Genomic DNA, 23973 nt, shown 5'->3' with positions numbered 1-23973 from the left:
GCCTACTCTTCCGTGCCGATGGCGTCCAGGCGGGCCTGCTCGTCCATCTCGATGGCGGACTGCACCACGGGCTCGAGTTCGCCGTTCATGACCGCGTCGAGGTTGTAGGCCTTGTAGCCGGTCCGGTGGTCGGCGATCCGGTTTTCGGGGTAGTTGTAGGTGCGGATGCGCTCCGAGCGGTCCATGGTGCGAATCTGCGATTTCCGGATGTCGGAGTTCGCGGCGTCGATCTTCTCCTGCTCGTGCGCGAGGATGCGGGACCGGAGGACGCGCATGGCGGCTTCACGGTTCTGCAGCTGCGACTTCTCGTTCTGCATCGCGACGACGATCCCGGTGGGAAGGTGGGTGATGCGCACGGCGGAGTCGGTCGTGTTCACCGACTGCCCGCCGGGGCCCGAGGACCGGTAGACGTCGATCTTCAGGTCGTTCTGGCTGATCTCGACCTCCTCCGGCTCGTCGACCTCGGGCAGGACGAGGACACCGGCGGCCGAGGTGTGGATACGGCCCTGCGACTCGGTGACGGGCACGCGCTGCACGCGGTGCACGCCGCCCTCGAACTTGAGCCGCGCGTAGACGCCCTCGGCGGGATCGTTGGAGGACCCCTTGATGGCCATCTGGACGTCCTTGTAGCCGCCCAGGTCGGACTCGTTGGCCGAGATGAGCTCGGTCTTCCAGCCACGGGACTCGGCGTAGCGCGCGTACATGCGGAGCAGGTCGCCGGCGAACAGTGCGGCCTCGTCGCCACCCTCGCCGCCCTTGACCTCGATGATGACGTTGCGGCTGTCGTTGGGATCTCGCGGGATCAGCAGCCGGCGGAGGCGCTCCTGCGCGGTGGCGAGCTGCTCCTCGAGCACGGGCACCTCGGCGGCGAACTCGGGGTCCTCGGACGCCATCTCGCGGGCCGCCTCGAGGTCGTCGTTCAGGGTGCTCCAGCGGTTGTGCGCATCGACGATGCGGCCGAGCTCCGCGTACCTGCGGCCGAGCTTCCGGGCCAGCGCCTGGTCGGCGTGCACCGCGGGGTCGGCGAGCTGGTCCTGCAGCTCGGAGTGTTCGTCGAGCAGTCCCTGGATGGACTCAAACATCGGGTGTACCTCTTTCGGCTGTTACAGCCAGTCTACGAAGGACGGGATGGCAGACATGACCGGATCTCCTCGCGGAAGCCGGTCATCCGTGTCATCCCGGCGCCGGATGCTGTTCCCGGCCGGGTGTTAACCAGAAAACCGCCCTGGAACCGGCCACCGGGCCCGGACTCCCGCAGGCTCTGCGCCTGCGGGAGGTCCGTGCTTCGGGGCCGCGTTCCGGGCGGTTCCGGTGGTACTAGTCGGAGTCCTTGGAGCCCAGGGTGGTCTTCTGGACCTGCATCAGGAACTCGACGTTGGACTGCGTCTCCCGGATCTTGTTGGTGAGCAGCTCGAGCGCCTGCTGGGTCTCCAGACCCGACAGCACACGGCGCAGCTTCCACATGATCTTGACCTCGTCGGGCGAGAGCAGGTTCTCCTCGCGGCGCGTGCCCGAGGCGTTGACGTCGACGGCGGGGAAGATGCGCTTGTCGGCGAGGTTGCGCGACAGGCGGAGCTCCATGTTGCCGGTGCCCTTGAACTCCTCGAAGATGACCTCGTCCATCTTGGACCCGGTCTCCACCAGCGCGGTGGCGAGGATGGTGAGCGAGCCACCGTTCTCGATGTTGCGCGCAGCACCGAAGAAGCGCTTCGGCGGGTAGAGGGCAGCCGAGTCGACACCACCGGAGAGGATGCGGCCCGACGCCGGAGCGGCGAGGTTGTACGCACGGCCGAGGCGCGTCATCGAATCGAGCAGCACGACGACGTCCATGCCCATCTCCACGAGGCGCTTGGCACGCTCGATGGACAGCTCCGCGACCGTGGTGTGGTCGTCGGCCGGACGGTCGAAGGTCGAGGCGATGACCTCACCCTTCACGGTCCGCTGCATGTCGGTGACTTCCTCGGGACGCTCGTCCACCAGGACCATCATGAGGTGGACCTCAGGATTGTTGATCGTGATGGCGTTGGCGATCGACTGCAGGATGAGCGTCTTGCCGGCCTTCGGCGGCGAGACGATCAGGCCGCGCTGGCCCTTGCCGATCGGGGCCACGAGGTCGATCACGCGGGGACCGATCTTCTTGGGATCCGTCTCGAGGCGCAGGCGGTCCGAGGGGTACAGGGGCACGAGCTTCGCGAACTCGACGCGGTCCTTCAGGTCCTCGGCGGGCTTGCCGTTCACCGAGGTGACGCGGACGAGCGCGTTGAACTTCTGGCGTGCGCTGGCCTGGGTCTCGCCCTCGCGGGGTGCCCGGATCGCGCCGACGACGGCGTCGCCCTTGCGCAGGTTGTGCTTCTTGACCTGGGCGAGCGACACGTAGACGTCGTTCGGGCCCGGCAGGTAGCCGGAGGTACGCACGAAGGCGTAGTTCTCGAGGACGTCGAGGATGCCCGCCACGGGCAGCAGGACGTCGTCCTCGGTGACCTCGACGTCGTCGACCTCTGGGTTCTGGTTGCGGCCGCGGCGGCGGTCGTTGCGCTCGTTGCGGTCCCGGAACCGGCTGTTGCGATCCTCGGTGGGGGCGGCGCCGTTGCGGTTCGCGCGGTTGCGGCGGTTGCGGCCGCGGCCCTCGTCGTCGTTCGCGCCGTTTCCGCGGTTGTCGCTGCGCTCGCTGCCGTTGCGCCCGGCGTCGTTCTGGCTCTCGCCGTTCGCGTTGCCGTTCGAGCGGTCCTCGTCGCGTCCGTTGCGTGAGCGGCTGCGGCGGTCGTTGCGGTCGCCGCGGCTTTCGCCCTGGTCGGCCGGGACGTCGCCCTGGGCGTCACCCTGCTGCCCGTTCTGGGCATCGTTCTGCTGGCCGTTCTGACCATCGTTCTGCTGGCCGTTCTGCCCGGGCTGCACGTCCGCACGGTCCTCGCCGCGGCGGCTGCGGCGGTTGCGCTGGTTGCGGCCACCGTTGTCGCGGTCATTGTCACGGTCGCCGCGGTCCTGCTGCTCGCCGTCGCCGGAGTTCGCAGCGGCGTCGCGCGAAGGAGCGGCGTCGCGCACGGGGGCCTCGACCTGGTCACTCGTGACGACGGCGGCGTCGGAGGCGGGTGTGGTCACGACGCCGTCGCTGCCGGCCCGGCGGTTGCGGTTCCGGGTGCGCGGCTGGCGCTCGGCCGGAGCGGACTGCTCGTCGGAGGCGCGGTCGCCGGCGGCCTCGGCCGGGGCCTCGGCTGCGGGACGCTCTGCATCGGCGCTGCGCTCGGTGCGGACCGCGGCGACCTTGGGGCGGTCGGCGACGGCGGAACCGCGCTGGTGGTCGGAGATCGCGGACACGAGGTCGCTCTTGCGCATCCTCGATCCGCCGGTGATCCCGAGCTGGCCGGCCAGGGCCTGGAGCTGTGCGAGCTTCAGGCCCGCAAGGCCGCTGCTCTTGGAAGTTGTTGCGCCGGTTGCTTCAGCGTCTTGGGTTGCCACACCTGGTAACAGGTCAGTGGTGTCAGTCACGAAGGATCCTTCCCCCTCGTCGGGCGGCCACCTGATCGGTGGTCCGCGGTGGTTTGCCCCGTGCCGCAGGTCAAAGCAGGCGGGGTTCAGCCGAGCCGGAGACGATCCGGCAGGCCGGGTGTGCTGGAAGCCTGAGGATGTCGATGGGCGAAAGGAGAAGTCCGCACGCACAAAGATAAGGTCGGAGGCTACACCGGAGGCTGTGCTACTGCTGATGGAACCTGCAGTGTCGCGGCGGTCTGAAGAAGAGGACGGCCGGCCCAACAGAAGCACACGATGCCTGTTGGAGACTTTCACGTTTCAACAGACGCAGTAATTCCGCCTGGGCGGTTACTACCCTTGGTGCACTCCCACTTTAGCACCTTCCCGCTCCACTGCCAGCCGGAGAACCCGCCAGATCCCCGGCGTGTCCCCCTGCCCGACCAGTGCGCGCACGGCGTCCTCCGCCGCACGTGCCCCGGCCTCGCCCACCGCGAGGGTCAGGACACTCGGCCCTGCCCCGGAGATGGTGCTGGCGAAACCGGCCGCCCGCAGTCCGCGCAGGAGGGTAGCGCTCGGCAGCATGGCCGGCGCGCGGTAGTCCTGGTGCAGCGAGTCCTGCGTGGCGGGAAACAGCAGCGACGGATCGGCACCGAGGGCGTGCACGAGCAGGGCTGCGCGTCCGGCATTCGCCGCGGCGCTGCGGTGGGAGACCGACGGCGGGAGGAGTGCCCGGGCGCTCTCCGTGGACAGCGCGAGGTCCGGTACGGCGAGCACGGGGATGATGTCGGGGTGCACCTCGACACGCCTACTGTGGTAGGCCCTGCCGCTCTCCCACGAGATCGCCAGGGCTCCCATCAGGGCAGGCGCGACGTTGTCCGGGTGGCCCTCGATCGTGGCTGCCCACTGCAGGAGGTGCTCGGCGTCGAGCTGTTCGCCGACGGGGAGCAGGGCGTTGCCGGCGAGGACTCCGGCGACGATCGCGGACGCCGAGGAGCCCATCCCCCTGCCGTGCGGGATGACGTTCGTGGTGTCGAGTTCGAGCCCGGGCGCACGGCGCCCCGCGCGATGCAGGGTGCTGATCAGCGAGCTCGCGACGAGGTGGGTCTCGTCGGTCGGGAGGGCCTCGGCGCCCTCCCCGGTGGCGCGCACCGTCGTAAATCCCGACGTCGTCGTGCGGACACGCACGGTGTCGTGCAGCGTCAGCGCGAGGCCCAGGGTGTCGAAGCCCGGTCCGAGGTTCGCACTCGTGGCCGGTACCCGGACGACGATGTCCTGGCCGGCGTCGACCGTCGGGAGGTCGAGCACATTCGATGACGCGGGTGCCGCGTGGAGGCCGGCCATGTCAGTCTTCGAGCCCGAGCGCCGCAGCGACGCTCACGACGTCGAACTCCACCTTGGTGGGCTCCACATCCGAACCGTCCGCGGTGCGCAGCGCCCACTGCGGATCCTTGAGGCCATGGCCCGTGACGGTGATGACGATCGTCTTGCCCGTCGGGACGAGCCCTTCCGCGTGCTTCTTGATGAGCCCGGCGACACCGGCGGCGGACGCGGGCTCCACGAAGACGCCCTCCCGCGAGGACAGCCAGCGGTGCGCGGCGAGGATCTCGTCGTCCGTCACGGCCTCGATGAGGCCGCCGGACTCGTCCCGCGCCGCGACCGCGAAGTCCCAGGACGCCGGGTTGCCGATCCGGATGGCGGTGGCGATGGTGTCCGGCTCGGTGATCGGGTGGCCCTTGACGAGCGGCGAGGCACCCTCCGCCTGGAATCCCCACATGATCGGCGTGCGGGTCGCGACGGCGGGAAGCTCCCCGGCGTGCATCGAGGCGTAGGGCGCCGCGTACTCCTTGTAGCCCTTCCAGTACGCGCTGATGTTCCCGGCGTTCCCGACGGGCATCAGGTGGTAGTCCGGCGCGTCGCCGAGCGTGTCGACGACCTCGAAGGCCGCCGTCTTCTGGCCTTCGAGCCGTGCCGGGTTCACCGAGTTCACGAGGAACACGGGGTACGCCTCCGCGAGCTTGCGGGCCACGTCGAGGCAGTTGTCGAAGTTGCCGTTGACCTGCAGGAGCTGGGCTCCGTGGGCGATCGCCTGGCTGAGCTTGCCCATGGAGATCTTGCCGTCCGGCACGAGGACGGCGCACGTGATGCCGGCCTGCGTCGCGTACGCGGCGGCGGAGGCGGAGGTGTTGCCCGTCGACGCGCAGACCACGGCCTTCGCCCCGGCGGCGACGGCGGCCGTCATGGCCATGGTCATCCCGCGGTCCTTGAAGGAGCCCGTGGGGTTCATGCCCTCGACCTTCAGGTAGACGGCCGAGCCCGTCAGCTCGGACAGATGCCGGGCGTGCACGAGCGGCGTTCCGCCCTCGCCGAGGGTGATGACCTCGGTGGCGTCCGTGACTGGCAGGCGTTCGGCGTATTCGCGGATGACTCCGCGCCACTGGTGGGCCACTTAGATTCCCTCTACTCGAAGAACGGATGAGACGGCGGTGATGACATCGAGCGCGGCGACCTGCTTGACGGTCGCGGCGAGGGACGCCTCGGGTGCGCGGTGGGTGACGATGCGCAGCTCGGCGGTCGTGCCGCCGTCGGGCCCGCCCTGGTGGATGCGCTGGCGCATGGTCTCGATCGACACGCCGTTCTCGGCGAAGATCTGCGCGATGCGCGCCAGGACGCCCGGCTGGTCCGCGACCTCCAGGCCGATGCAGTAGCTCGTGCGCACGGTGTCGATGCTCAGCGCCGGGACGTGGCCGGTGGTGGTCTCCGTGCGTCCCGGGCCGCCCAGCACCATGCGGCGTGCGGCGCTGACGACGTCTCCGAGCACGGCCGACGCGGTCGGGGTGCCGCCCGCACCCTGGCCGTAGAACATGAGCTCGCCGGCATTCTCCGCCTCGATGAAGACGGCGTTGAAGGCTCCGCGGACCGCGGCCAGCGGGTGGGACCTCGGCAGCAGGGTCGGGTGCACGCGCACGCCGGCGCCCGCGGATCCTGCGTCGTCGGTCAGCAGCTCGGCGATGGCCAGGAGCTTGATGACGTAGCCGTCCTCGGCGGCGGCCGCGATGTCGTCGGCCGTGACAGCCGTGATGCCCTCGCAGAAGACGTTCTCGAGGGCGAAGCGCGTGTGGAAGGACAGCGAGGCGAGGATGGCCGCCTTCGCGGCGGCGTCGTGGCCCTCGACGTCGGCGGTCGGGTCCGCCTCCGCGTAGCCGAGGTCCTGGGCCGCCTTGAGGGCGTCGGCGAAGGACGCGCCGGTGGTGTCCATCTGGTCGAGGATGTAGTTCGTGGTGCCGTTGACGATCCCGAGGACGCGCGTGATGCGGTCGCCCGAGAGGCTGTCCTGGATGGGCCGCAGGATCGGGACGGCGCCGGCGACGGCCGCCTCGTAGGACAGCTGGACCCCCGCGGCGTCCGCCTTCTCGTAGAGTTCCGGTCCGTCCTGGGCCAGGAGTGCCTTGTTGCCGCTGACGACGGTCGCTCCGTGCTCGATCGCGCGGAGGATCAGGGACTTGGCGGGCTCGATGCCGCCCATCAGTTCGATCACGATGTCCGCGTCCTCGACGAGCGCCTCGGCGTCGAGCGTGAGGAGGCCGGCCGGGAGCTCGACGTCGCGCCGGGCGTCGAGCGTTCGGACCGCGATACCGACGAGTTCGAGCGGGGCTCCGGCACGGCGGCCGAGGTTCTCCGCGTCCTCGAGGAGGATGCGGGCTACCTGCGAGCCGACGTTGCCGCAGCCGAGCAGGGCTACGCGCAGGGGCTGTGCGGGGGGCGTTGCTGGTGAGTTCATGCGGTCCGTGGTGCTCCTGAATCCGTGGCTGGCAATGCGGGTTCGCGCTGGACGTCCCTGCGGAACAGGTCCTCCTCGGTCTCACCGCGCACGATGAACCGGGCAGCAGCGTCGGCCACCGCCACGACGGGCGGGCGCGTCAGGTAGTTGTAGTTGCTCGACAGCACCCAGCAGTAGGCTCCGGTTCCCGGAACGGCGAGGAGGTCGCCGGCTCCGGTGTCATCGGGGAGGTAGACGTCCCTCACCACAATGTCACCGCTCTCGCAGTGTTTTCCAACCACACGGGAGAGCACGGGGCTCGCCTCCGGGGTCCTCGAGGCCAGAACGGCCGAGTAATCCGCGCCGTAGAGCACCGGACGGGCATTGTCGCTCATGCCCCCGTCCACCGACACATAGCGTCGCGGATGCGTAACGGAGGTGTCCTCCACCACCTCGGACCCGTTCGCGGCCGCGTCGACGCGCACCGTCTTCGTGGTGCCCGCGGTGTAGAGGGTGAAGGTCGTCGGGCCCACGATGGCGCGGCCCGGTTCGATCGAGATCCGGGGCACCCGCAGTCCCAGTTCGCGGCAGGTCGCACCGACGACGGCGGCCATGGCGCGCGCGATCTCCGCGGCGGGGCGCGGCTCGTCGGCTTCGGTGTAGGCGATGCCGTAGCCCCCGCCGAGGTCGAGTTCCGCGAGTTCGACCCCGTGGCGGTCGCGGACTCCGGCCAGGAATCCCAGCAGCCGCTTCGCCGCGAGTTCGAAGCCCTCGGGCTCGAAGATCTGCGACCCGATGTGGCAGTGCACGCCGAGGAGGTTGATGCCGGGGTGGGCCAGGGCATCCGCGACGGCGCGCGCGGCAGGCGAGGAGGCATCGCCGTCGGCCCCGTCCACCTGCCCCGGACCCTGCTCGGTGGTCAGGGAGAGTCCGAACTTCTGGTCCTCGTGGGCCGTCGCGATGAACTCGTGCGTGTGCGCGTGGACCCCTGGCGTGAGGCGGAGCATGACGTTGGCCTGGCGGCCCCGCTGCAGGGCGAGATCCCCCACGAGGGCGACCTCCTGGAGGCTGTCGACGACGATCCGTCCGAGGTCCGCGTCGATGGCGCGCGTGATCTCAGCCGCCGACTTGTTGTTCCCGTGGAGTCCGATACGGGAGCCGGGCAGGCCTGCGCGGAGGGCCACGGCGAGCTCGCCGCCGGAGCAGGTGTCGAGCCCGAGCCCTTCCTCGCGGACCCAGTGCGCCACCTCGGTGCAGAGGAAGGACTTGCCCGCGTAGAAGACGTCCACTCCCCCGCACAGGTCGCGGAAGGCGTCGTCGAACGCGTCGCGGAACGTGGCGGCACGGGTGCGGAAGTCGCGCTCGGACAGAACGAACAGGGGCGTGCCGTACTGCCGGGCGAGCTCGGTCACGGGGATCCCGTCGACCTGCAGCACGCCGTCGGGTCCGCGGTCCACGTCCTCGGCCCACAGCTTGGCGTCGAGCCGGGCCGGGTCGGCGGGAACGGACAGCCACTCCGGGGCGAGCGGGGATGCTTCGGCAGCCACGGCTACATCCTCTCCGGCGCGGACACGCCGAGGAGGTCCAGGCCGTTGGCCAGGACCTGCTGCGTCGCGTTGTTCAGCCACAGGCGCGAGCGGTGCACGTCCTCGACGGCGGCCTCGCCGAGCGGGGCGACGCGGCAGGCGTCGTACCAGCGGTGGTAGGTCCCTGCGATGACCTCCAGGTGGCGCGCCACCCGGTGCGGCTCGCGGAAGGTCGCGGACTGCGCGACGACGCCGGGGAACTGGCCGAGCGCCGCCAGCAGCTCACCCTCGGTGGGGTGGCTGAGCGACGCGGCGTCGAAGGTGCTGGTGTCCACTCCGGCGGACACGGCATTGCGTGCGACGGCGTGCGTCCGGGCATGGGCGTACTGCACGTAGAACACGGGGTTCTCGTTCGTGCGCCGCGTGAGCAGGTCGAGGTCGATGTCGATGTTGGAGTCGGCGGAGAACCGGGCCAGGGTGTACCGCGCGGCGTCGACGCCCACCGCATCAACGAGGTCCTCGAGGGTCACGACCGTGCCGGCACGCTTGGACATCCGGACGGGCGCGCCGTTCTGCATGAGGTTCACCATCTGGCCGATGAGGACCTCGACGCTGTCAGGGTCGTCGCCGAGAGCCGCGGCGGCAGCCTTCAGGCGCGCGACGTACCCGTGGTGGTCGGCGCCCAGCATGATGATGTTGAGGTCGAAGCCCCGCCTGCGCTTGTTGACGAAGTAGCCGATGTCACCCGCGATGTAGGCGGGCGATCCGTCCGACTTGATGACCACGCGGTCGCGGTCGTCGCCGAAGTCGGTCGACTTCAGCCACCAGGCGCCATCCTCGTAGAAGAGGTTGCCGGAGCCCTTCAGCTGCTCGAGGAGGCCCCCGACGAAGTCGTTCTCGAACAGCGAGTGCTCGTGGAAGTAGACGTCGAAGTCGACCCCGAAGTCGTGGAGCGACTTCTTGATGTCGGTGAACATGAAGTCCACGCCGACCACCCGGAAGCGTTCGATCGCGTCGGCCTCCTCGAGGGACAGGATGTCCGGCTCTGCGGAGACGACGCGCTGGGCGATGTCCTCGATGTACTGACCGCCGTAGCCGTCCTCCGGAGCGGCCTGCCCGGACGCGCTCGCGAAGAGGGAGCGGGCGAACCGGTCGATCTGCGCGCCGTGGTCGTTGAAGTAGTACTCCCGCACCACGGACGCACCCTGCGACTGGAGCACACGCGCCAGCGCGTCTCCCACCGCCGCCCACCGGGTTCCGCCGATATGGATGGGACCTGTGGGATTCGCCGAGACGAATTCGAGGTTGATCTTCTGGCCTGCGAGCGCATCGCTGCCCCCGTAGGTGCGTCCCGACTCGACGATGGTGCGGGCGAGTTCACCGGCCGCTCCGGCGTCGAGAGTGATGTTGAGGAAGCCCGGACCGGCGATGTCGACGCTCTTCACGCCATCGATCGCTGCGAGGCGGTCGCTCAGGAGCTGGGCGAAGGCCCGCGGGTTCATGCCCGCCTTCTTGCCGAGCTGGAGGGCGATGTTCGTCGCCCAGTCGCCGTGCTCCCGGTTCTTCGGTCGCTCCACCCGCACCTCGGAGGGGAGGTCGATGCTGAGGTCGCCCGCCTCGACGGCGGCCTTCAGGCATGCGGATATAGCGGCAGAGAGTTCTTCGGGAGTCACCCGTCAAGCATAGCGACACGGGCCGCGGCACCCTGATTTTCGTGACGCGGCTCAACTCGCGCAGGCCGCCGCCCCGTTTCGGGAGAGGCCGCGACCGGACGGAACAGTCCCTGGGGCTGCCGGAAACGAAGCACCGATGGAACCCGGGACCGGCTCCACGCGTTACTTTCAGATTCAACCATTCTCGTGCGGAGTCCCCCGCACCGCGACGACCACCAGGAGCACGCAGTGACCAGAACAGGCCCGGCCGGCACACCCGCTGACAGAACCGCTGCCCCATCCGCCGCCCCATCCTCTGCTACATCCGCCGGCACGACGTCCGGCACGTCCCGACCCGGGACGACCGGCAGGACCGCCTTCCCCGCACACAAGCGCGTGCTGACGGCACTCGCCGCCGTCTCGATCCTCGGTGCCGCCGGCTGCGCGGGGGCCGAGGCCGGAACACCGGCAGGGGCCGCTGCGGATGCTCCCGCAACCACCGGGCCGGAGGAGACGGCGGCCACCGGGCCGGCGGAGACCGGAGCCGCCGCCGGCGAGCAGGCCTACAGGGATGGCACCTACACCTCGACGGGTTCCTACCAGTCGCCCGCAGGGCCGGAGGAAGTGGGCGTGACCCTCACGCTCGAGGCCGACGTCGTCACCGCCGTCGAGGTCGAACCGAAGCCCGACAACCCGACCACGAGGGAGTACCAGGGGCGCTTCGCGGGGGGCATCTCGGATGCCATCGTCGGGAAGAAGCTCGACGAACTCTCCGTCGACAAGGTGGCGGGGTCCTCGCTGACCAGCGGTGGCTTCAACGATGCGACCGGCAAGATCAAGAGCGAAGCCCGGCTCTAGGCCCGGCATGACCGACTCCTTCAGCTTCGACGCGATCGGCACCCGCTGGCGCGTGGACTGCACGACGCCGCTGTCACCGGAGCAGACAACGGACCTGCTGCGCCTCGTGGAGGACTACGACCGGCTCTACTCGCGCTTCCGGAGCGACTCGGGAGTCACAGCGCTCGCGGCCGACGGCGGTCAGCTCGTCCTGCCGGACCACGGTGCACGGCTCGGCGGCCTCCTGCGGATGCTCTACGACCTCACCGACGGCGGTGTCTCACCCCTCGTCGGTGACCGGCTGGCGGACTCGGGGTACGACGCCGACTACTCCTTCGCCGTGACGGCGGACCCGGCGCCGGCACGCGCGTGGGACGACGTCCTGCAGTGGACGGACCAGGGCATCACCCTGCGGGAGCCGGCCCTCCTGGACGTCGGTGCCGCCGGCAAGGGCCAGCTCGTCGACCTCCTGCTGGAGAGCCTCGTCGCCGCAGGCCACGAGGACGCGATCGTGGACGCCGGCGGGGATATGCGGCGGATCGGCTCCGGCGCGATCACCGTCGCCCTCGAGCATCCCTACGATCCGTCGTCCGCCATCGGGACGGTCCGCCTGGGCTCCGGGGCGCTCTGCGCATCGGCGTCCAACCGCAGGGTGTGGGGCGACGGGCTGCACCACATCCTCGATGCCCGCACCGGCCGCTGCGTCGACACGGTCGTCGCCACGTGGGTCCTCGCAGAGGACGCCATGACCGCCGACGGACTGTGCACGGCCCTCTTCGTCACCGACCCCGCGACGCTCGCGGAGGCCTTCACATTCGACTACGTCGTGGTGTACTCGGACGGACGCGCCCGCTATTCCGCCCCCCTCGCAGGAGCCCTGTTCCGATGACCACAGCACTCGACGCCCTGCTGGGCCGCCTGACCATGTACCGGCTGACGCTGGCCCTGCTCCTGGTCCTGACCGTCGAGGCCCTCGTGCTGTCGCTGGCGGGCCTCCTCGCGTTTACGCCGACCGAACTCGGCGGGACCCTCCTCGCCGCGGTCGGCGGAACGATCATCGGCACGCGGCTCCTGGCCCTGATCCTGCGGCTGCGTCCGCACGGGGACTCGTCGCTCATCACGGGGCTGATCCTGTTCCTCATCATGTTCCCGTCGGGCACCACGGCCGGCCTCGGCGGCATCCTGGTGGCCGGCATCGCCGCAGGGGCTTCGAAGTTCCTGCTGGCCTTCCGGGGGCGCCACATCTTCAATCCCGCCGCGACAGGCGCCGTCGTCGCGACCCTGCTGGGAGTGGGCGCAGCGGGATGGTGGGTCGCCAACGCCTACATGCTCCCCGTCGTCGCCGTCGGCGCCGCCCTCCTCCTCTACCGGACGCGGAAGCTCTCCATGGCCGTGGTGTTCCTCGTCGTGGGCATCGGCATCCTGCTCGTCGGACTGATGCAGGGCGGCATGACTCCCGGTGCGGGCCTGCAGCTGGTCCTCACGTCGTATCCCCTCCTGTTCCTGGTCGGCTTTATGATGACCGAGCCGCTCACACTGCCGCCGCTTCGCTGGCAGCAGTGGCTGTTCGCCGCGATCGTGGCCACCGTCCTCGCCCTCCAGCTGTCCATCGGCCCGGTCTTCCTGGGCCCGGAGTTCGCCCTGGTCATGGGCAACGCGGGGGCCTTCTTCCTGGGCCAGCGGCGCGGCGTGCGGCTGTCCTTCGCCGGCGCGCGGCAGCTCACGCCGACCAGCACGGAACTCGTCTTCGAGCCCTCGCGGCCCGTGCGGTTCCGTGCCGGCCAGTACATGGAACTCAGCATGCCGCACCGCGACGCCGACGGCCGCGGCAGCCGCAGGGTCTTCAGCATCACGTCCGCGCCGCAGGACACGTCCGCGGTCACCTTCGGCGTGCGGACCACGGAAGCGGGCAGCTCCTTCAAGAAGGCCCTCCTCGAACTGCCCAGGGAGGCACGCATCACCGGCACCCTCGTCGGAGGGGATTTCTGCCTGCCGCGCGACCGGTCGGTGCCCCTGCTGCTCGCAGCCGGAGGGATCGGCGTGACGCCGTTCATCAGCCAGCTGCGGGACCTGGCCGCGCGTGGCGAGGAGCGCGACGTCGTCCTCGCCTACGTCGTCCGGAGCGAGGAGGACATCGCGTTCCGGGACGAGCTGGCCGACCTGGGCACCCGCGTGGTGCTGTTCGTGCCCGGCGCAGAGTCCCCGGCCCTGCCCGACGGCTGGACCTACGGGGGCCCGGCTCCTGATGCGGAGAACCTCCTCGCCGCCGTGCCGGACCTCAGGAAGCGCAGGGTGCTCGTCTCGGGTTCGCCGAAGCTCATCGGCGAGATCCGCGCGGAAGTCCGCAAGGCCGGCGTCCCGCGCGTGCGCACGGACGCGTTCCTGGGCTACTGACCGCCCGTCCGCCGCCGTGTTTTCCGGGAGAAGCACTACCTGCTAAGCTCGATGAGTCCCTTACGGATGCGGGAGTTCCCGTGTCTGCCTTCGTAGCTCAGGGGATAGAGCGTCTGCCTCCGGAGCAGAAGGTCGTAGGTTCGAATCCTATCGAGGGCACCCCGACTCACGCAGAGTCCACCGCCGTCGGCCACCAGGCCGGCGGCGGTTCTGTTTTTGGTAGGCTCCACAGCACGCGGCCCCGCGGGGCCCGCACTGGCACCTACCGGCGGGGGAATCGTGGGGACGAAGGGCACGACGCAGTCGAGCCACCGGCCACGCACCGTCCCGGCACTCACCGGCCCCGTGCTCACCGTCCTCGTGCTCGTTCTCGCAGTCATCGCCGCCGGTTACATGGGACAGCTGTCGGCCGAGCCGGTGATCGACCCCTCCGTCGCCGGCCTGGAGCAGCAGGGACCCTCCGCGACGCAGTCGCCGGAGGCGCTGCCCGACGACGGCGAGCGCCTCGTCATCAGCGGCGACATGGCGGCCACCGCCCTGCTGCTCCTGGTCATGGTCGCGATCGCGCTCCTGCTGCGGTTCCTGCTCCGGTTCCTGCCGCGATTCCGATCGCCGCAGCTGGACGGGGTCCTGGACCAGACGGAACTCCAGCGGCCGGGAACCTCCCTCATGGCCGACGCCCTGCCCGCGTGGGCGGAGGCATCCCGCGCAGCACTCGCAGCCGGCACGGACACGTCCGACGCCGTCATCCGGTGCTGGCTGGATTTCGAGCGCCTGTGCGCGGCGGCGGGCGCCGGGCGCAGGCCGGCCGAGACGACGACGGACTTCGCCGTCGCGGTGTCCTCGGCGCTCGCCCTTCCACCCCGGCCGCTGTCCACCCTCAACCGGCTGTACCAGCGGGCCCGCTTCGGGCAGGAGAGGCACGATCGCTCCCCCGGCCTCCTGCCGGCCGACCGTGAACTGGCCGCCGCCAGCATCGATGAGCTGTCGGCCGCGCTGGCATCGCGCGGGTCGCGGCGCGGCGGGACTCCCCCGTGAAGCCCTCCGCATGGGCCGTCACCGGCGTACTGGTCGGGCTCGCGCTGGTCGCCGGCTGGTTCTTCGGCCTCGATGGCCGCCACGCCGTCGCCCTCGTGGGCGCGGCGCTGGCAGCAGGAATCGCCAACGGGCTCCTCGAAGCTCTCGACGTCCTCCGGCCCACCCTGCCGGCACTGCCCGAGCCTACCCGCGGCCTCGGAGACATCCAGGCGCTCGAGTTCTCGCTGTCGTCCACCGAGCCCGGCACGCGCGCGGTCCTCGACGTGCAGGCCATCGCCACCTCGGTCGTCGCCGCACGCCCGGACGCCCCGAGGAGCGATGCACTCGACGCCTTCCTCGCGCGGGCCGACCCGTCGGACCTGACGCATCGCGAGATCAGGACCTTCCTCGACGAGCTTGAGCGGATGATCCTGAAACCGCCGGAAACCGGACCGTCCAGCACGCCCCGATTCCACACCGCCGACGCGACAGCCGACACGGCACGCCATCCGCGAGCCGACGCAGCCGTACCCGCACGCCAGGAGACCCATGACCGCCCCTGACTCCACCCGTTCCACTGCACCTACCACCGGAGCCACCACCGGGCCCACCACAGGAGCGGATGCCGGCGACGGTCCCGTCGACACGGCCGCCACCCTCGGCCGGGCGATCCTCGAGCGCACCGGGACCGTCGTCGTCGGCGCCCACGAACCGCTGCGCCTGGCCCTGGCAGCGGTACTGGCCGGCGGCCACGTCCTGTTCGAGGACCTCCCCGGACTCGGAAAGACCCTCGCGGCCAAGACCCTGGCCCAGGCGCTCGGCCTCGACTTCCGGCGCCTGCAGTTCACGCCCGATCTCCTGCCGTCGGACGTGACGGGATCGTCCATCTTCAATCCGGCCACGCGGGAGTTCGAGTTCCGGCCGGGACCGGTCTTCGCGGGCCTGTTCCTCGCCGACGAGATCAACAGGACGTCCCCGAAGACGCAGTCCGCCCTCCTGGAAGCAATGGCGGAGGCGCAGGTCTCCGCCGAGGGCACCACGATGCCGCTCCAGCGTCCCTTCCACGTCTTCGCGACCTCCAATCCCATCGAGTTCGAGGGCACGTATCCCCTGCCGGAGGCACAACTGGACCGTTTCCTGGTCCGCCTGCGCTTCGGCTATCCCGGCCCCGGCGGCGAACAGGACATCATCGCCCGCCGCATCACGCGCCGGCAGGACGAGACCAGGGTGGAGAGCGTGACGACGGCCGATGGGCTGCTGCACCTCCAGGCCGTCGTCGAGTCCGTGGGGGTGGACGCCGACGTCATCGACTACGCGGTGCGGCTCACGGGCGCGACGCGCACCCATCCCGCGGTCGAGGTCGGCGCCTCGCCCCGCGGGTCCCAGGCACTCGTGCTGCTGGGCCGCGCCCTCGCCGTACTCGACGGGCGCCCCTTCGTCCTTCCCGAGGACCTCAAGGAGGGCGCCGTCGCCGTCCTCGCGCATCGGCTCACGCTCACGCCGTCGTCCTGGGCACAGGGAATCGCGACGGAGGCCGTGGTGCGCGAGGTGCTGGCCGAGGTGCCCACGCCGCCGACCGTGCCCCGTGGCTAGGCGCGCCGAGGCGCGGTCCCCCGTGTGGGCCCTTGCCGTCATCATCACACTGGTCTGCATCGTGGCCGGGCTCGTGGCCGGCCGTCCGGACACGGTCGCCCTCGCCACCCCGTTCGCCCTCCTCGCCCTCGCGGGACGCCCGGGCCCGCGGGCCACCGGGGAACCCCCGGTGCGCATCACCGCAGACCGGAGGGCCGGGGGCTCCCGCCTCCGGCTGGTGCTCGCCCCGCAGCTACCCGGCGGAGGTGCAGCGGGGCGCCGGCTGGTCGCGGTCACCCTCGCCGCACCGGGATGCCCGCCCGACGCGCTGGTCCTGCGGGCCGACGAGGAATGTCCCCTGCTGGTGGATGCGCCGCTCTCGGGAGAACTCGACGTCCTGTCCTACGGCGCGGCCGGCTTCAGGCCCGACCTCTCGGGCGCAGCGCCGTTCGTGGCGGCCCCGCCCGTTCGCGTCAGCATCCTCCCGCCGGTCGGACCGGCCCTCGCGCACCCCGTGTCCCGACGCCTCGTAGGCCTTGCCGGAACGCATGCGTCGCGGCGGCCGGGAGAGGGCGGCGAGCTCAGGTCGATCGCGCCGCTGCAGCCCGGTGACCGGCTGCGACGCATCGACTGGCGTGCCACGGCGCGCCGCTCGGCGGACCAGGACCGGCTCATGGTGCGCCGCACCTTCGCCGACGCCGAGGCATCCGTCCTCCTCGTCATCGACCAGGGACACGACCTCCCGGCGTCGACCGCCGCATGGTTCGCCGCCGGGCCGCAGCGGCTCGTTCCGGGATCGCTCCACGTGGCGCGCGCCGCCGCCACGACGGTGGCCGCGTCCTATCTCGCCGTCGGCGACCGCGTGGGTCTGGACGACCTCTCCGGCACACGCAGGGCTCTGCGCTCGGCGGCCGGCGTCCGGCACCTCGAGCAGATCCGGACCCGTCTCGCGGGCACGTCGGTCGTTCCGCGACGGCGACGGCGCCGGGACCCCGCGCCGCCCCGGGGCGCCGTCGTCGTCGTGTTCTCCGCCTTCCTCGACGCGGAACCGGCGCGACTCCTGCGCCTGTGGCACGCGCAGGGCCACCTTGTCGCCGGCGTCGACTGCATGCCACCGCTGGACCGCAGCGAGTCGACGGTGGCGCAGGCACAGGCCGTGCGGCTCACGCTCCTCCGGCGATGCCTGCTGATCGAGGACCTGCAGCGCGAGGGCATCCCCGTGTTCCGGGGAGCTTCTGCGGACCCCCGGCTGGACGGACGCACCGGCTCGAGCGGAGCAGCCGGGGATTCCGGAACCTACCCAGGGGCGGATTCAGGGGCGGATCCCGGCACGGACCTCGCCATGGGTCTGCGGCTGCTGGCGCGCCAGGCCGGCAGGCGCACCGGGCTGGGTTTCGGACAGGGCTCCCCGCAGGGCTCGGGCTGGAGCGTCCCGTGAGCACGCGACGCCCGGCTGCGGGTGCGGGTGCGCGGGCCGTCCCCGACCGCGGGGGACTCGTACCCCTCCCGGTGGTCCGTGGAGCCACCGCCCTGATCGCCGTCCTGCTCGGCACCCTCGTCTGGAACGGTTCCGTCTGGGTCGTCCTCCCCGTGGTGGTGGCGGCGGGCGCGGCGTTCATCGCATCGATCGGCGTGGTAGCGGTGTCCCTCCTCCTCCTGGTGGTGGCCTACGCGGTCAACATGCCGTCCGGATCGCCGTGGCTGCCCGTCTTCGTGGCCGGACTCCACGCCGTCTTCCTCCTCTATCTGCTGCTCCTGCCACTGCCCCTCCGCGGCTGGATCAGTGGTGCGGCGCTCCGGGCGATCGCCTGGTCCTTCCTGCGCCTCCAGGCCGTGGCGCAGCCCGTGGCCCTCCTCGCACTGCTGGTGGACGACTCCGGGTCCAGCGTCGTCGCCGTGCTCGCCGGCGTGGGTGCCCTTGCAGCGTGGGTGCTCTGGCTCGTCGGACGACCGGCCCGGGGGGCCCCGGACCGGGAGTGAGCCCTGCACGCCTGCTCCGCGTGCGGTCCCCGCCGGAACCGGACGGGATTGCGGACAGCTTTCGTCCGCTTCCCGTCGTACCGTGGTGGCATGATCGAGACCTCGGCCCGCCTGCTGCAGCTCCTCTCCCTCCTGCAGCTGCGGCGCGAGTGGACCGGCCCGGCCCTGGCCCAGCGCATGGACGTCACGGAACGCACCGTCCGGCGGGACATCGGGAAGCTGCGCACCCTGGGCTACCCCATCAACGCCTCCCCCGGCATCGCCGGCGGATACCAGCTCGGTGCCGGCGCCCAGCTCCCGCCGCTCCTGCTCGACGACGACGAGGCGCTCGCCGTCGCGATCGGGCTCACGGCGGTCACGGCCAGCCCGGTCTCGGGCGTGGGCGAAGCCTCCGTCCGTGCGCTCACCAAGCTCGAACAGGTCCTGCCGCCCCGCCTCCGGCCCCGGTTCTCGGGGCTGCGGTCCGCCGTGACCCGGATGGCGGCCGCCAGCACACCCGTCAATCCCGAGGTGCTCACCGCCCTCTCCGCAGCCATCACCGAACGGCGCTGCGTCGCGTTCCGCTACGACCGGCACGACGGCGAATCCTCCCGGCGGGTCGTCGAGCCGTACCGCCTCGTGGACACGGGCCGGCGCTGGTACCTCGTCGCCTTCGACCGCGAGCGGGAGGGCTGGCGGACCTTCCGGGTGGACAGATGCCAGAGCGTGCCCGTGGCGAGGGACCGGTTCGTGCCCCGGCCGTTGCCGGCGCCGGACCTCGCCGCCTACGTCCAGGAATCCATCACGCGGTCGCCCTTCTCCTATGACGCCGTCATCCGGTTCTCCGCGCCCCTGAGCGAGCTGGAGGCGCATGTCCCGGCAACCACGGGGACCCTGGAGGCGGACGGAGAGGAGCACACGCTGCTCCGGGCGGGCTTCGACTCCCTCGACTTCCCGCTGGCCTACCTCGCGAGCTGGGACATCGACTTCGAGGTCCTCGAGCCGGCTGCGATGCGCGAGCGCGCGCTCGTCGTCGCCGACCGCCTCCGCCGCTCCGCCCGAGGAGCCGGACAGGACGGGACCGAACGGGACGGAGCCGGACAGGACGGGACCGGACGGGATGGGACCGGCCAGGACGGAACCAGCCAGGACGGAACCGGAGCCGGCGCCGTCGGGAAGGCAAGCCCCAGCCGACAGTGAACGGAGGCCTGCCGGTCGGCACGACGAACTAGACTGGCAGGCAACTATGGCACTGACAATCTCCTACCCCGCGGACCTTCCCGTCTCGGAACGCCGGGCAGACATCATGGCTGCCATCGCAGCGAACCAGGTCACCATCATCGCCGGCGAGACCGGCTCCGGGAAGACGACACAGATCCCCAAGATGTGCCTCGAACTCGGCCTGGCCGAGCACGGGCTGATCGGCCATACCCAGCCACGGCGGCTCGCCGCCCGCACGGTCGCCGAGCGTATCGCCGAGGAACTCCAGGTGGACCTCGGCGAGGAGGTCGGCTACCAGGTCCGCTTCACCGGGTCGGTGGGCCGGAAGACGAAGATCAAGCTGATGACCGACGGCATCCTGCTCGCCGAGATCCAGCACGACCGGATGCTGCGCAAGTACAGCACCATCATCATCGACGAGGCCCACGAGCGCAGCCTCAACATCGACTTCATCCTCGGCTACCTTCGGCGCATCCTGCCCGAGCGGCCCGACCTCAAGGTCATCATCACCTCGGCGACCATCGACCCGGAGCGGTTCGCGGCCCACTTCGCCGCCGATGCCGCCATAGAGGACACCTCCCCCGCGCCCATCATCGAGGTCTCCGGGCGCACCTACCCCGTGGAGATCCGGTACCGTCCGCTCGACCAGCCGCCGGGCGGACTCGACGACGGCGACGGCGGAGCGGACAGCGAGCTGGAGGAGGAACGCGACCCGCTCGACGCCGTGTGCGACGCCGTGGACGAACTCTCGCTCGAGGCCCCCGGGGACATCCTCGTGTTCTTCTCCGGCGAGCGCGAGATCCGCGACGCTGCCGACGCCCTCCGCGCCCGCATCCAGTCCACGGCACGCCTGCGCGGCACGGAGGTCCTGCCCCTGTTCGCCCGGCTCTCGCTCGAGGAGCAGCACCGCGTCTTCCGTCCCACGGGCAGCCACCGCCGCATCGTGCTCGCGACGAACGTCGCCGAGACGTCCCTGACGGTCCCCGGCATCAAGTACGTGATCGACACCGGGACCGCGCGCATCTCCCGTTACTCCCACCGCACGAAGGTGCAGCGCCTGCCCATCGAGCGCGTCTCGCAGGCGTCGGCGAACCAGCGGTCGGGCCGCAGCGGGCGCGTCTCGAACGGCATCGCGATCCGCCTCTACTCCGAGGAGGACTTCGCCTCGCGCAGGCCCTTCACGGAGCCCGAGATCCTGCGGACGAGCCTCGCGGCCGTCATCCTCCAGATGGCCGCAATGGGTGTCACGCGTGGCCCGAAGGACATCGCCGAGTTCCCCTTCGTGGAGCCTCCCGAGACCAAGGCCATCAACGACGGCGTCGCCCTGCTGCGCGAACTCGGGGCGCTGAAGGACGACGGCAGCCTGTCCGCGGTGGGCCGCAAGCTCGCCCAGCTCCCCGTGGACCCCCGCCTCGGCCGCATGATCGTGGAGGCGGGCTCGCGCGGCTCGGTGAAGGAGGTCATGGTCCTCGCCGCCGCGCTGACCATCCAGGACCCGCGCGAGCGGCCCTCGGCGGACCAGCCGGCGAAGCAGCAGCAGGCGGCCGAGAAGCACAAGCGCTTCGTCGACGAGAACTCCGACTTCACCGCCTACCTCAACCTCTGGCGCTACCTCCAGGAGAAGCAGGACGAGCTCTCCTCCACCCAGTTCCGGAAGCTGTGCCGGACCGAGTTCATCAACTACCTGCGCGTGCGGGAGTGGCAGGACCTCTTCCAGCAGCTGCGCCAGCTCGCGAAGCCCCTCGGCATCACCCTGCCGGCCGGCCCCGTGGACCCGGTGGGACTGCACGAGCAGATCCACATCAGCCTGCTCTCGGGCCTGCTGAGCAACATCGGGCTCTACGACCAGCGCAAGCGCGAGTACGCCGGTGCGCGCGGGACGCGTTTCGCCGTCTTCCCCGGGTCGGCGCTCTTCAAGAAGTCACCGGACTGGGTCATGGCCGCCGAGCTCGTGGAGACCTCGCGGCTGTGGGCCCGCGTCGTCGCCCGCATCGACCCGCTGTGGGCGGAGCAGGTCGCGCCGCACCTGGTGAAGCGCACCTACAGCGAGCCCCACTGGTCGAAGAAGATGGGCGCCGTGATGGCCTACGAGAAGGTGACGCTCTACGGCGTGCCGATCGTGCCGCAGCGCCGCATCAATTACGGCCGGATCGACCGCGAGGTCGCCCGCGAGCTGTTCATCCGGCATGCCCTCGTCGAAGGCGACTGGAAGACGCACCACACCTTCTTCAGCCGCAACCAGGCCCGGCTCGCCGAGGTGGAGGAACTGGAGAACCGCCTGCGCCGGCGCGACCTGCGCGTGGACGACGAGACGCTGTTCGAGTTCTACGACCAGCGGATCAGTGCCGACGTGGTGTCCGAGAGGCACTTCGACTCCTGGTGGAAGACCGCCCGCCAGGACCGCCCCGACCTGCTCGACTTCGACCCGGAGAAGCTCCTGAGCGAGGATGCCGCGGAGCTCGACGAGGAGGCCTTCCCCAGCGTGTGGCACCAGGCGGGCTTCGACCTGCCCCTGGCCTACGAGTTCTCGCCCCTGACCCCGGGTGCGCACGACGGCGTCACCGTGACCATCCCCGTCCTGTTCCTCAACCAGCTCGACCCGAAGCCGTTCCGCTGGCAGATCCCGGGCCAGCGCGTCGACCTCGTCACGGCCCTGATCAAGTCCCTGCCGAAACAGGTACGGAAGAACTTCGTGCCCGCTCCGGATGTCGCCCGGGCGGCGGTCGCCACCCTCGAGTCGGACTTTGACCCCGCGCAGGACGACCTCGAGGCATCCCTCGAGCTCGCCCTGCGGCGCCTGCGCGGACACGTCATCCCGCCGGGATCGTGGAACTGGTCGGCTGTCCCCCAGCACCTGCTGATGATGTTCCGTATCGTCGACGCGGGTGGCCGGGTGCTCGACGAGTCACGCGACCTCGAGTCGCTGAAGGAATCCCTGGCACCGGCGGTGAGCCGCGCCATCGCGCAGTCCCTCGGCGCCACTCCGGGCAGCACGCGGCCCGCGGGCGGACCCGGGCGCGGCGGTGGCCGCGGGAAGGGCGCCACCGGCCCTGCCGGTCGCGGCGACAACGGCAGCCATCCCTCCGGCCGGGGATCCGGGCGCACCGCCGGCGCAGCGGAAGCACAGCCGGCGGGCATGTCGTCCTCCTCGTCCGGCACGCCCCGCGGAGGCGTCGCCGTCGCGCCCGCCGTGGCCGAGCGGACCGGCGAGAAGACCTGGGTGTTCGGAACCCTCGAACGCGAGGTGTCGCGCACCGTCGCCGGCCACCGCGTCACGGGTTTCCCCGCCCTCGTCGACGAGGGCTCCTCCGTGGGCCTGAGGGTCTTCCCCACGGCGGGTGAGCAGGCCGCCGCGATGCGGGCCGGCATCATCCGGCTCCTCTCCCTGCGCATCCCGAGCCCGGCGAAGTACGTGCTCGAGCACCTGAGCAACACGGAGAAGCTCACGTTCAGCCAGAACCCGCACGGCAGCGTCGCGGAACTGATCCGGGACTGCTCCCTGGCAGCCATCGACAAGCTCGTGCCGGAGGAGCTGCCCTGGACCGAGGAAGCCTTCTCCCGGTTGTACGAGGAGGTCCGCGCCGAACTGATCGACACGGTCTTCACGGTGACGGCGACGGTCGAGAAGGTGCTCTCCAGCAACCGGCGTATCCAGAAGCAGCTCAAGGGCACCACGAGTCTCGCGCTGATCACGGCCCTCAACGACATCCGGAGCCAGCTCGAGCACCTCGTCTACCCCGGCTTCGTGGCCGCGACGGGCTACGCGCAGCTCTTCCACCTGCCTCGGTACCTCAAGGCCATCGAGGTGCGGCTGGAGAAGCTGCCGACCAACGTGCAGCGCGACGGCGTCGGCATGGCCGCCGTTCAGCGGCTGGAGGACGAGTACGACGACGCCGTCGCGTCCCTCGCGGCCGGACGGCACCGCCCCGCCGCCCTCACCCGTGTGCGCTGGATGATCGAGGAGCTCCGCGTCAGCCTGTTCGCGCAGGATCTGGGCACGGCGTACTCGGTGTCCGAGAAGCGGGTGCGGACAGCGCTCAACGAGGCACTCGCGGCGACGCGCTGAGGCTTACCGTCAGGCAGGCACGGAGTCGCCGTACCCGGCGTCCCGCAGCGCGCTGCGGAGAGCCTCGGCGGCCCGGTCCATCGCCGCCGGATCCGGTGCCGGGTCCACCCGCTTGACGTCGAAGTCCGCAGGCGACTGGGTCGGCCAGACGTGGACGTGGAGGTGGGGCACCTCGTAGCCCTCGAGCAGGACCCCCACGCGCCGGGCCCCGAAGGCTTCCTGCTGCGCCCGGCCGATCTTCTGCGCGACAGCCATCACCGTCGCCAGGATTTCGGAGTCGGCCTCCAGCCAGTGCTCGATCTCCCGGCGCGGCACCACGAGCGTGTGGCCGGGGGTGATGGGCGCGATCGTGAGGAACGCGACGACGTCGTCGTCCTGCCACACGAACCGCCCGGGCACCTCGCCGTCGATGATACGGGTGAATAGCGTCGGCATCGGTCCTCCTGGTCGTGTTGTGGAACGGACGCCCTCACGTGAGGGGCGGCCGGGCAGCTGGACGCTGCT

17 protein-coding genes, 1 tRNA gene and 1 pseudogene are annotated in these 23973 nt (G+C 70.9%); 11 read left to right on the top strand and 8 right to left on the bottom strand.

Annotation, left to right across the window (positions count from 1 at the left end; genetic code table 11):
- Window positions 1-2 precede the first annotated feature (2 nt).
- The 7 genes from prfA to argS all read right to left on the bottom strand — a co-directional run bounded on the left by prfA (window position 3) and on the right by argS (window position 10424).
- Window positions 3-1082 (bottom strand): peptide chain release factor 1, encoded by a 1080-nt coding sequence (gene prfA, locus P5G52_RS09690; protein WP_301226876.1) that lies wholly within the window; start codon window positions 1080-1082, stop codon window positions 3-5.
- Between the two features lie 235 nt (window positions 1083-1317).
- Window positions 1318-3486, bottom strand: coding sequence for a transcription termination factor Rho (gene rho, locus P5G52_RS09685; protein WP_301226874.1), 2169 nt, complete (start codon window positions 3484-3486; stop codon window positions 1318-1320).
- Window positions 3487-3819: 333 nt separating this feature from the next.
- A complete protein-coding gene (thrB, locus tag P5G52_RS09680; RefSeq protein WP_301226872.1) occupies window positions 3820-4809 on the bottom strand; it encodes a homoserine kinase in 990 nt (329 codons plus the stop codon).
- Between the two features lies 1 nt (window position 4810).
- Complete coding sequence (gene thrC, locus P5G52_RS09675; RefSeq protein ID WP_301226870.1) at window positions 4811-5914, bottom strand: threonine synthase; 1104 nt, start codon at window positions 5912-5914, stop codon at window positions 4811-4813.
- A complete protein-coding gene (locus tag P5G52_RS09670) occupies window positions 5915-7246 on the bottom strand; it encodes a homoserine dehydrogenase (protein WP_301226868.1) in 1332 nt (443 codons plus the stop codon).
- Entirely contained in the window at window positions 7243-8772 is a 1530-nt protein-coding gene (gene lysA, locus P5G52_RS09665) for a diaminopimelate decarboxylase (RefSeq protein WP_301226866.1), read from the bottom strand. The genes P5G52_RS09670 and lysA overlap by 4 nt, the downstream gene beginning before the upstream one ends.
- A gap of 2 nt (window positions 8773-8774) precedes the next feature.
- Window positions 8775-10424: an arginine--tRNA ligase gene (argS, locus tag P5G52_RS09660; RefSeq protein ID WP_301226864.1), complete on the bottom strand. Its 1650-nt coding sequence runs from the start codon at window positions 10422-10424 to the stop codon at window positions 8775-8777.
- 228 nt (window positions 10425-10652) lie between these two features.
- On the opposite strand from argS, the gene P5G52_RS09655 reads away from it, so the two are divergent.
- The 11 genes and pseudogenes from P5G52_RS09655 (at window position 10653) to hrpA (ending at window position 23469) form a co-directional block, all read left to right on the top strand.
- Complete coding sequence (locus P5G52_RS09655; protein ID WP_363321880.1) at window positions 10653-11261, top strand: FMN-binding protein; 609 nt, start codon at window positions 10653-10655, stop codon at window positions 11259-11261.
- Window positions 11262-11268: 7 nt separating this feature from the next.
- Window positions 11269-12129: an FAD:protein FMN transferase gene (locus P5G52_RS09650; protein ID WP_301226862.1), complete on the top strand. Its 861-nt coding sequence runs from the start codon at window positions 11269-11271 to the stop codon at window positions 12127-12129.
- Entirely contained in the window at window positions 12126-13634 is a 1509-nt protein-coding gene (locus tag P5G52_RS09645) for an FAD-dependent oxidoreductase (protein ID WP_301226861.1), read from the top strand. Before P5G52_RS09650 ends, P5G52_RS09645 begins: the two co-directional genes overlap by 4 nt.
- An 86-nt stretch (window positions 13635-13720) precedes the next feature.
- Window positions 13721-13793, top strand: a tRNA-Arg gene (locus tag P5G52_RS09640).
- 120 nt (window positions 13794-13913) lie between these two features.
- Window positions 13914-14672, top strand: a complete 759-nt coding sequence (locus P5G52_RS09635; RefSeq protein WP_301226859.1) for a DUF4129 domain-containing protein — start codon at window positions 13914-13916, stop codon at window positions 14670-14672.
- Window positions 14669-15214 (top strand): hypothetical protein, encoded by a 546-nt coding sequence (locus P5G52_RS09630; RefSeq protein ID WP_301226857.1) that lies wholly within the window; start codon window positions 14669-14671, stop codon window positions 15212-15214. Before P5G52_RS09635 ends, P5G52_RS09630 begins: the two co-directional genes overlap by 4 nt.
- The gene (locus P5G52_RS09625) at window positions 15201-16244 is read left to right on the top strand and encodes an AAA family ATPase (RefSeq protein ID WP_301226855.1); all 1044 of its coding nucleotides are present in this window, start codon (window positions 15201-15203) and stop codon (window positions 16242-16244) included. Before P5G52_RS09630 ends, P5G52_RS09625 begins: the two co-directional genes overlap by 14 nt.
- The gene (locus P5G52_RS09620) at window positions 16237-17661 is read left to right on the top strand and encodes a DUF58 domain-containing protein (protein WP_301226853.1); all 1425 of its coding nucleotides are present in this window, start codon (window positions 16237-16239) and stop codon (window positions 17659-17661) included. Before P5G52_RS09625 ends, P5G52_RS09620 begins: the two co-directional genes overlap by 8 nt.
- Window positions 17658-18203 (top strand): hypothetical protein, encoded by a 546-nt coding sequence (locus P5G52_RS09615; protein ID WP_301226851.1) that lies wholly within the window; start codon window positions 17658-17660, stop codon window positions 18201-18203. Before P5G52_RS09620 ends, P5G52_RS09615 begins: the two co-directional genes overlap by 4 nt.
- Window positions 18204-18293: 90 nt before the next feature.
- Window positions 18294-19241 (top strand): annotated as a pseudogene (locus P5G52_RS09610) (helix-turn-helix transcriptional regulator); the annotation flags it as partial.
- Window positions 19242-19428: 187 nt separating this feature from the next.
- On the top strand, window positions 19429-23469 hold the full coding sequence (gene hrpA / locus P5G52_RS09605) for an ATP-dependent RNA helicase HrpA (RefSeq protein WP_301226847.1): 4041 nt from the start codon (window positions 19429-19431) through the stop codon (window positions 23467-23469).
- A 9-nt stretch (window positions 23470-23478) separates the two neighbouring features.
- Here hrpA and P5G52_RS09600 read toward each other — a convergent pair whose 3' ends face one another.
- Window positions 23479-23904: an HIT family protein gene (locus P5G52_RS09600; RefSeq protein ID WP_301226845.1), complete on the bottom strand. Its 426-nt coding sequence runs from the start codon at window positions 23902-23904 to the stop codon at window positions 23479-23481.
- Between the last annotated feature and the right edge of the window lie 69 nt (window positions 23905-23973).

Origin of the sequence: Arthrobacter burdickii, assembly GCF_030433645.1 — a bacterium.
In the GTDB taxonomy this organism is placed as follows: Bacteria; Actinomycetota; Actinomycetes; order Actinomycetales; family Micrococcaceae; genus Arthrobacter_D; species Arthrobacter_D burdickii.
Note: the sequence above shows the minus strand (reverse complement) of the source record. Positions and strands in the feature narration are given on the sequence as shown.

What these genes read in the sequence shown, in the direction of transcription:
- prfA (WP_301226876.1), bottom strand. Translation starts at nt 1,082, where the DNA reads ATGTTTGAGTCCATCCAGGGACTGCTCGACGAACACTCCGAGCTGCAG.
- thrB (WP_301226872.1), bottom strand. Translation starts at nt 4,809, where the DNA reads ATGGCCGGCCTCCACGCGGCACCCGCGTCATCGAATGTGCTCGACCTC.
- P5G52_RS09670 (WP_301226868.1), bottom strand. Translation starts at nt 7,246, where the DNA reads ATGAACTCACCAGCAACGCCCCCCGCACAGCCCCTGCGCGTAGCCCTG.
- P5G52_RS09650 (WP_301226862.1), top strand. Translation starts at nt 11,269, where the DNA reads ATGACCGACTCCTTCAGCTTCGACGCGATCGGCACCCGCTGGCGCGTG.
- P5G52_RS09645 (WP_301226861.1), top strand. Translation starts at nt 12,126, where the DNA reads ATGACCACAGCACTCGACGCCCTGCTGGGCCGCCTGACCATGTACCGG.
- P5G52_RS09625 (WP_301226855.1), top strand. Translation starts at nt 15,201, where the DNA reads ATGACCGCCCCTGACTCCACCCGTTCCACTGCACCTACCACCGGAGCC.
- hrpA (WP_301226847.1), top strand. Translation starts at nt 19,429, where the DNA reads ATGGCACTGACAATCTCCTACCCCGCGGACCTTCCCGTCTCGGAACGC.
- P5G52_RS09600 (WP_301226845.1), bottom strand. Translation starts at nt 23,904, where the DNA reads ATGCCGACGCTATTCACCCGTATCATCGACGGCGAGGTGCCCGGGCGG.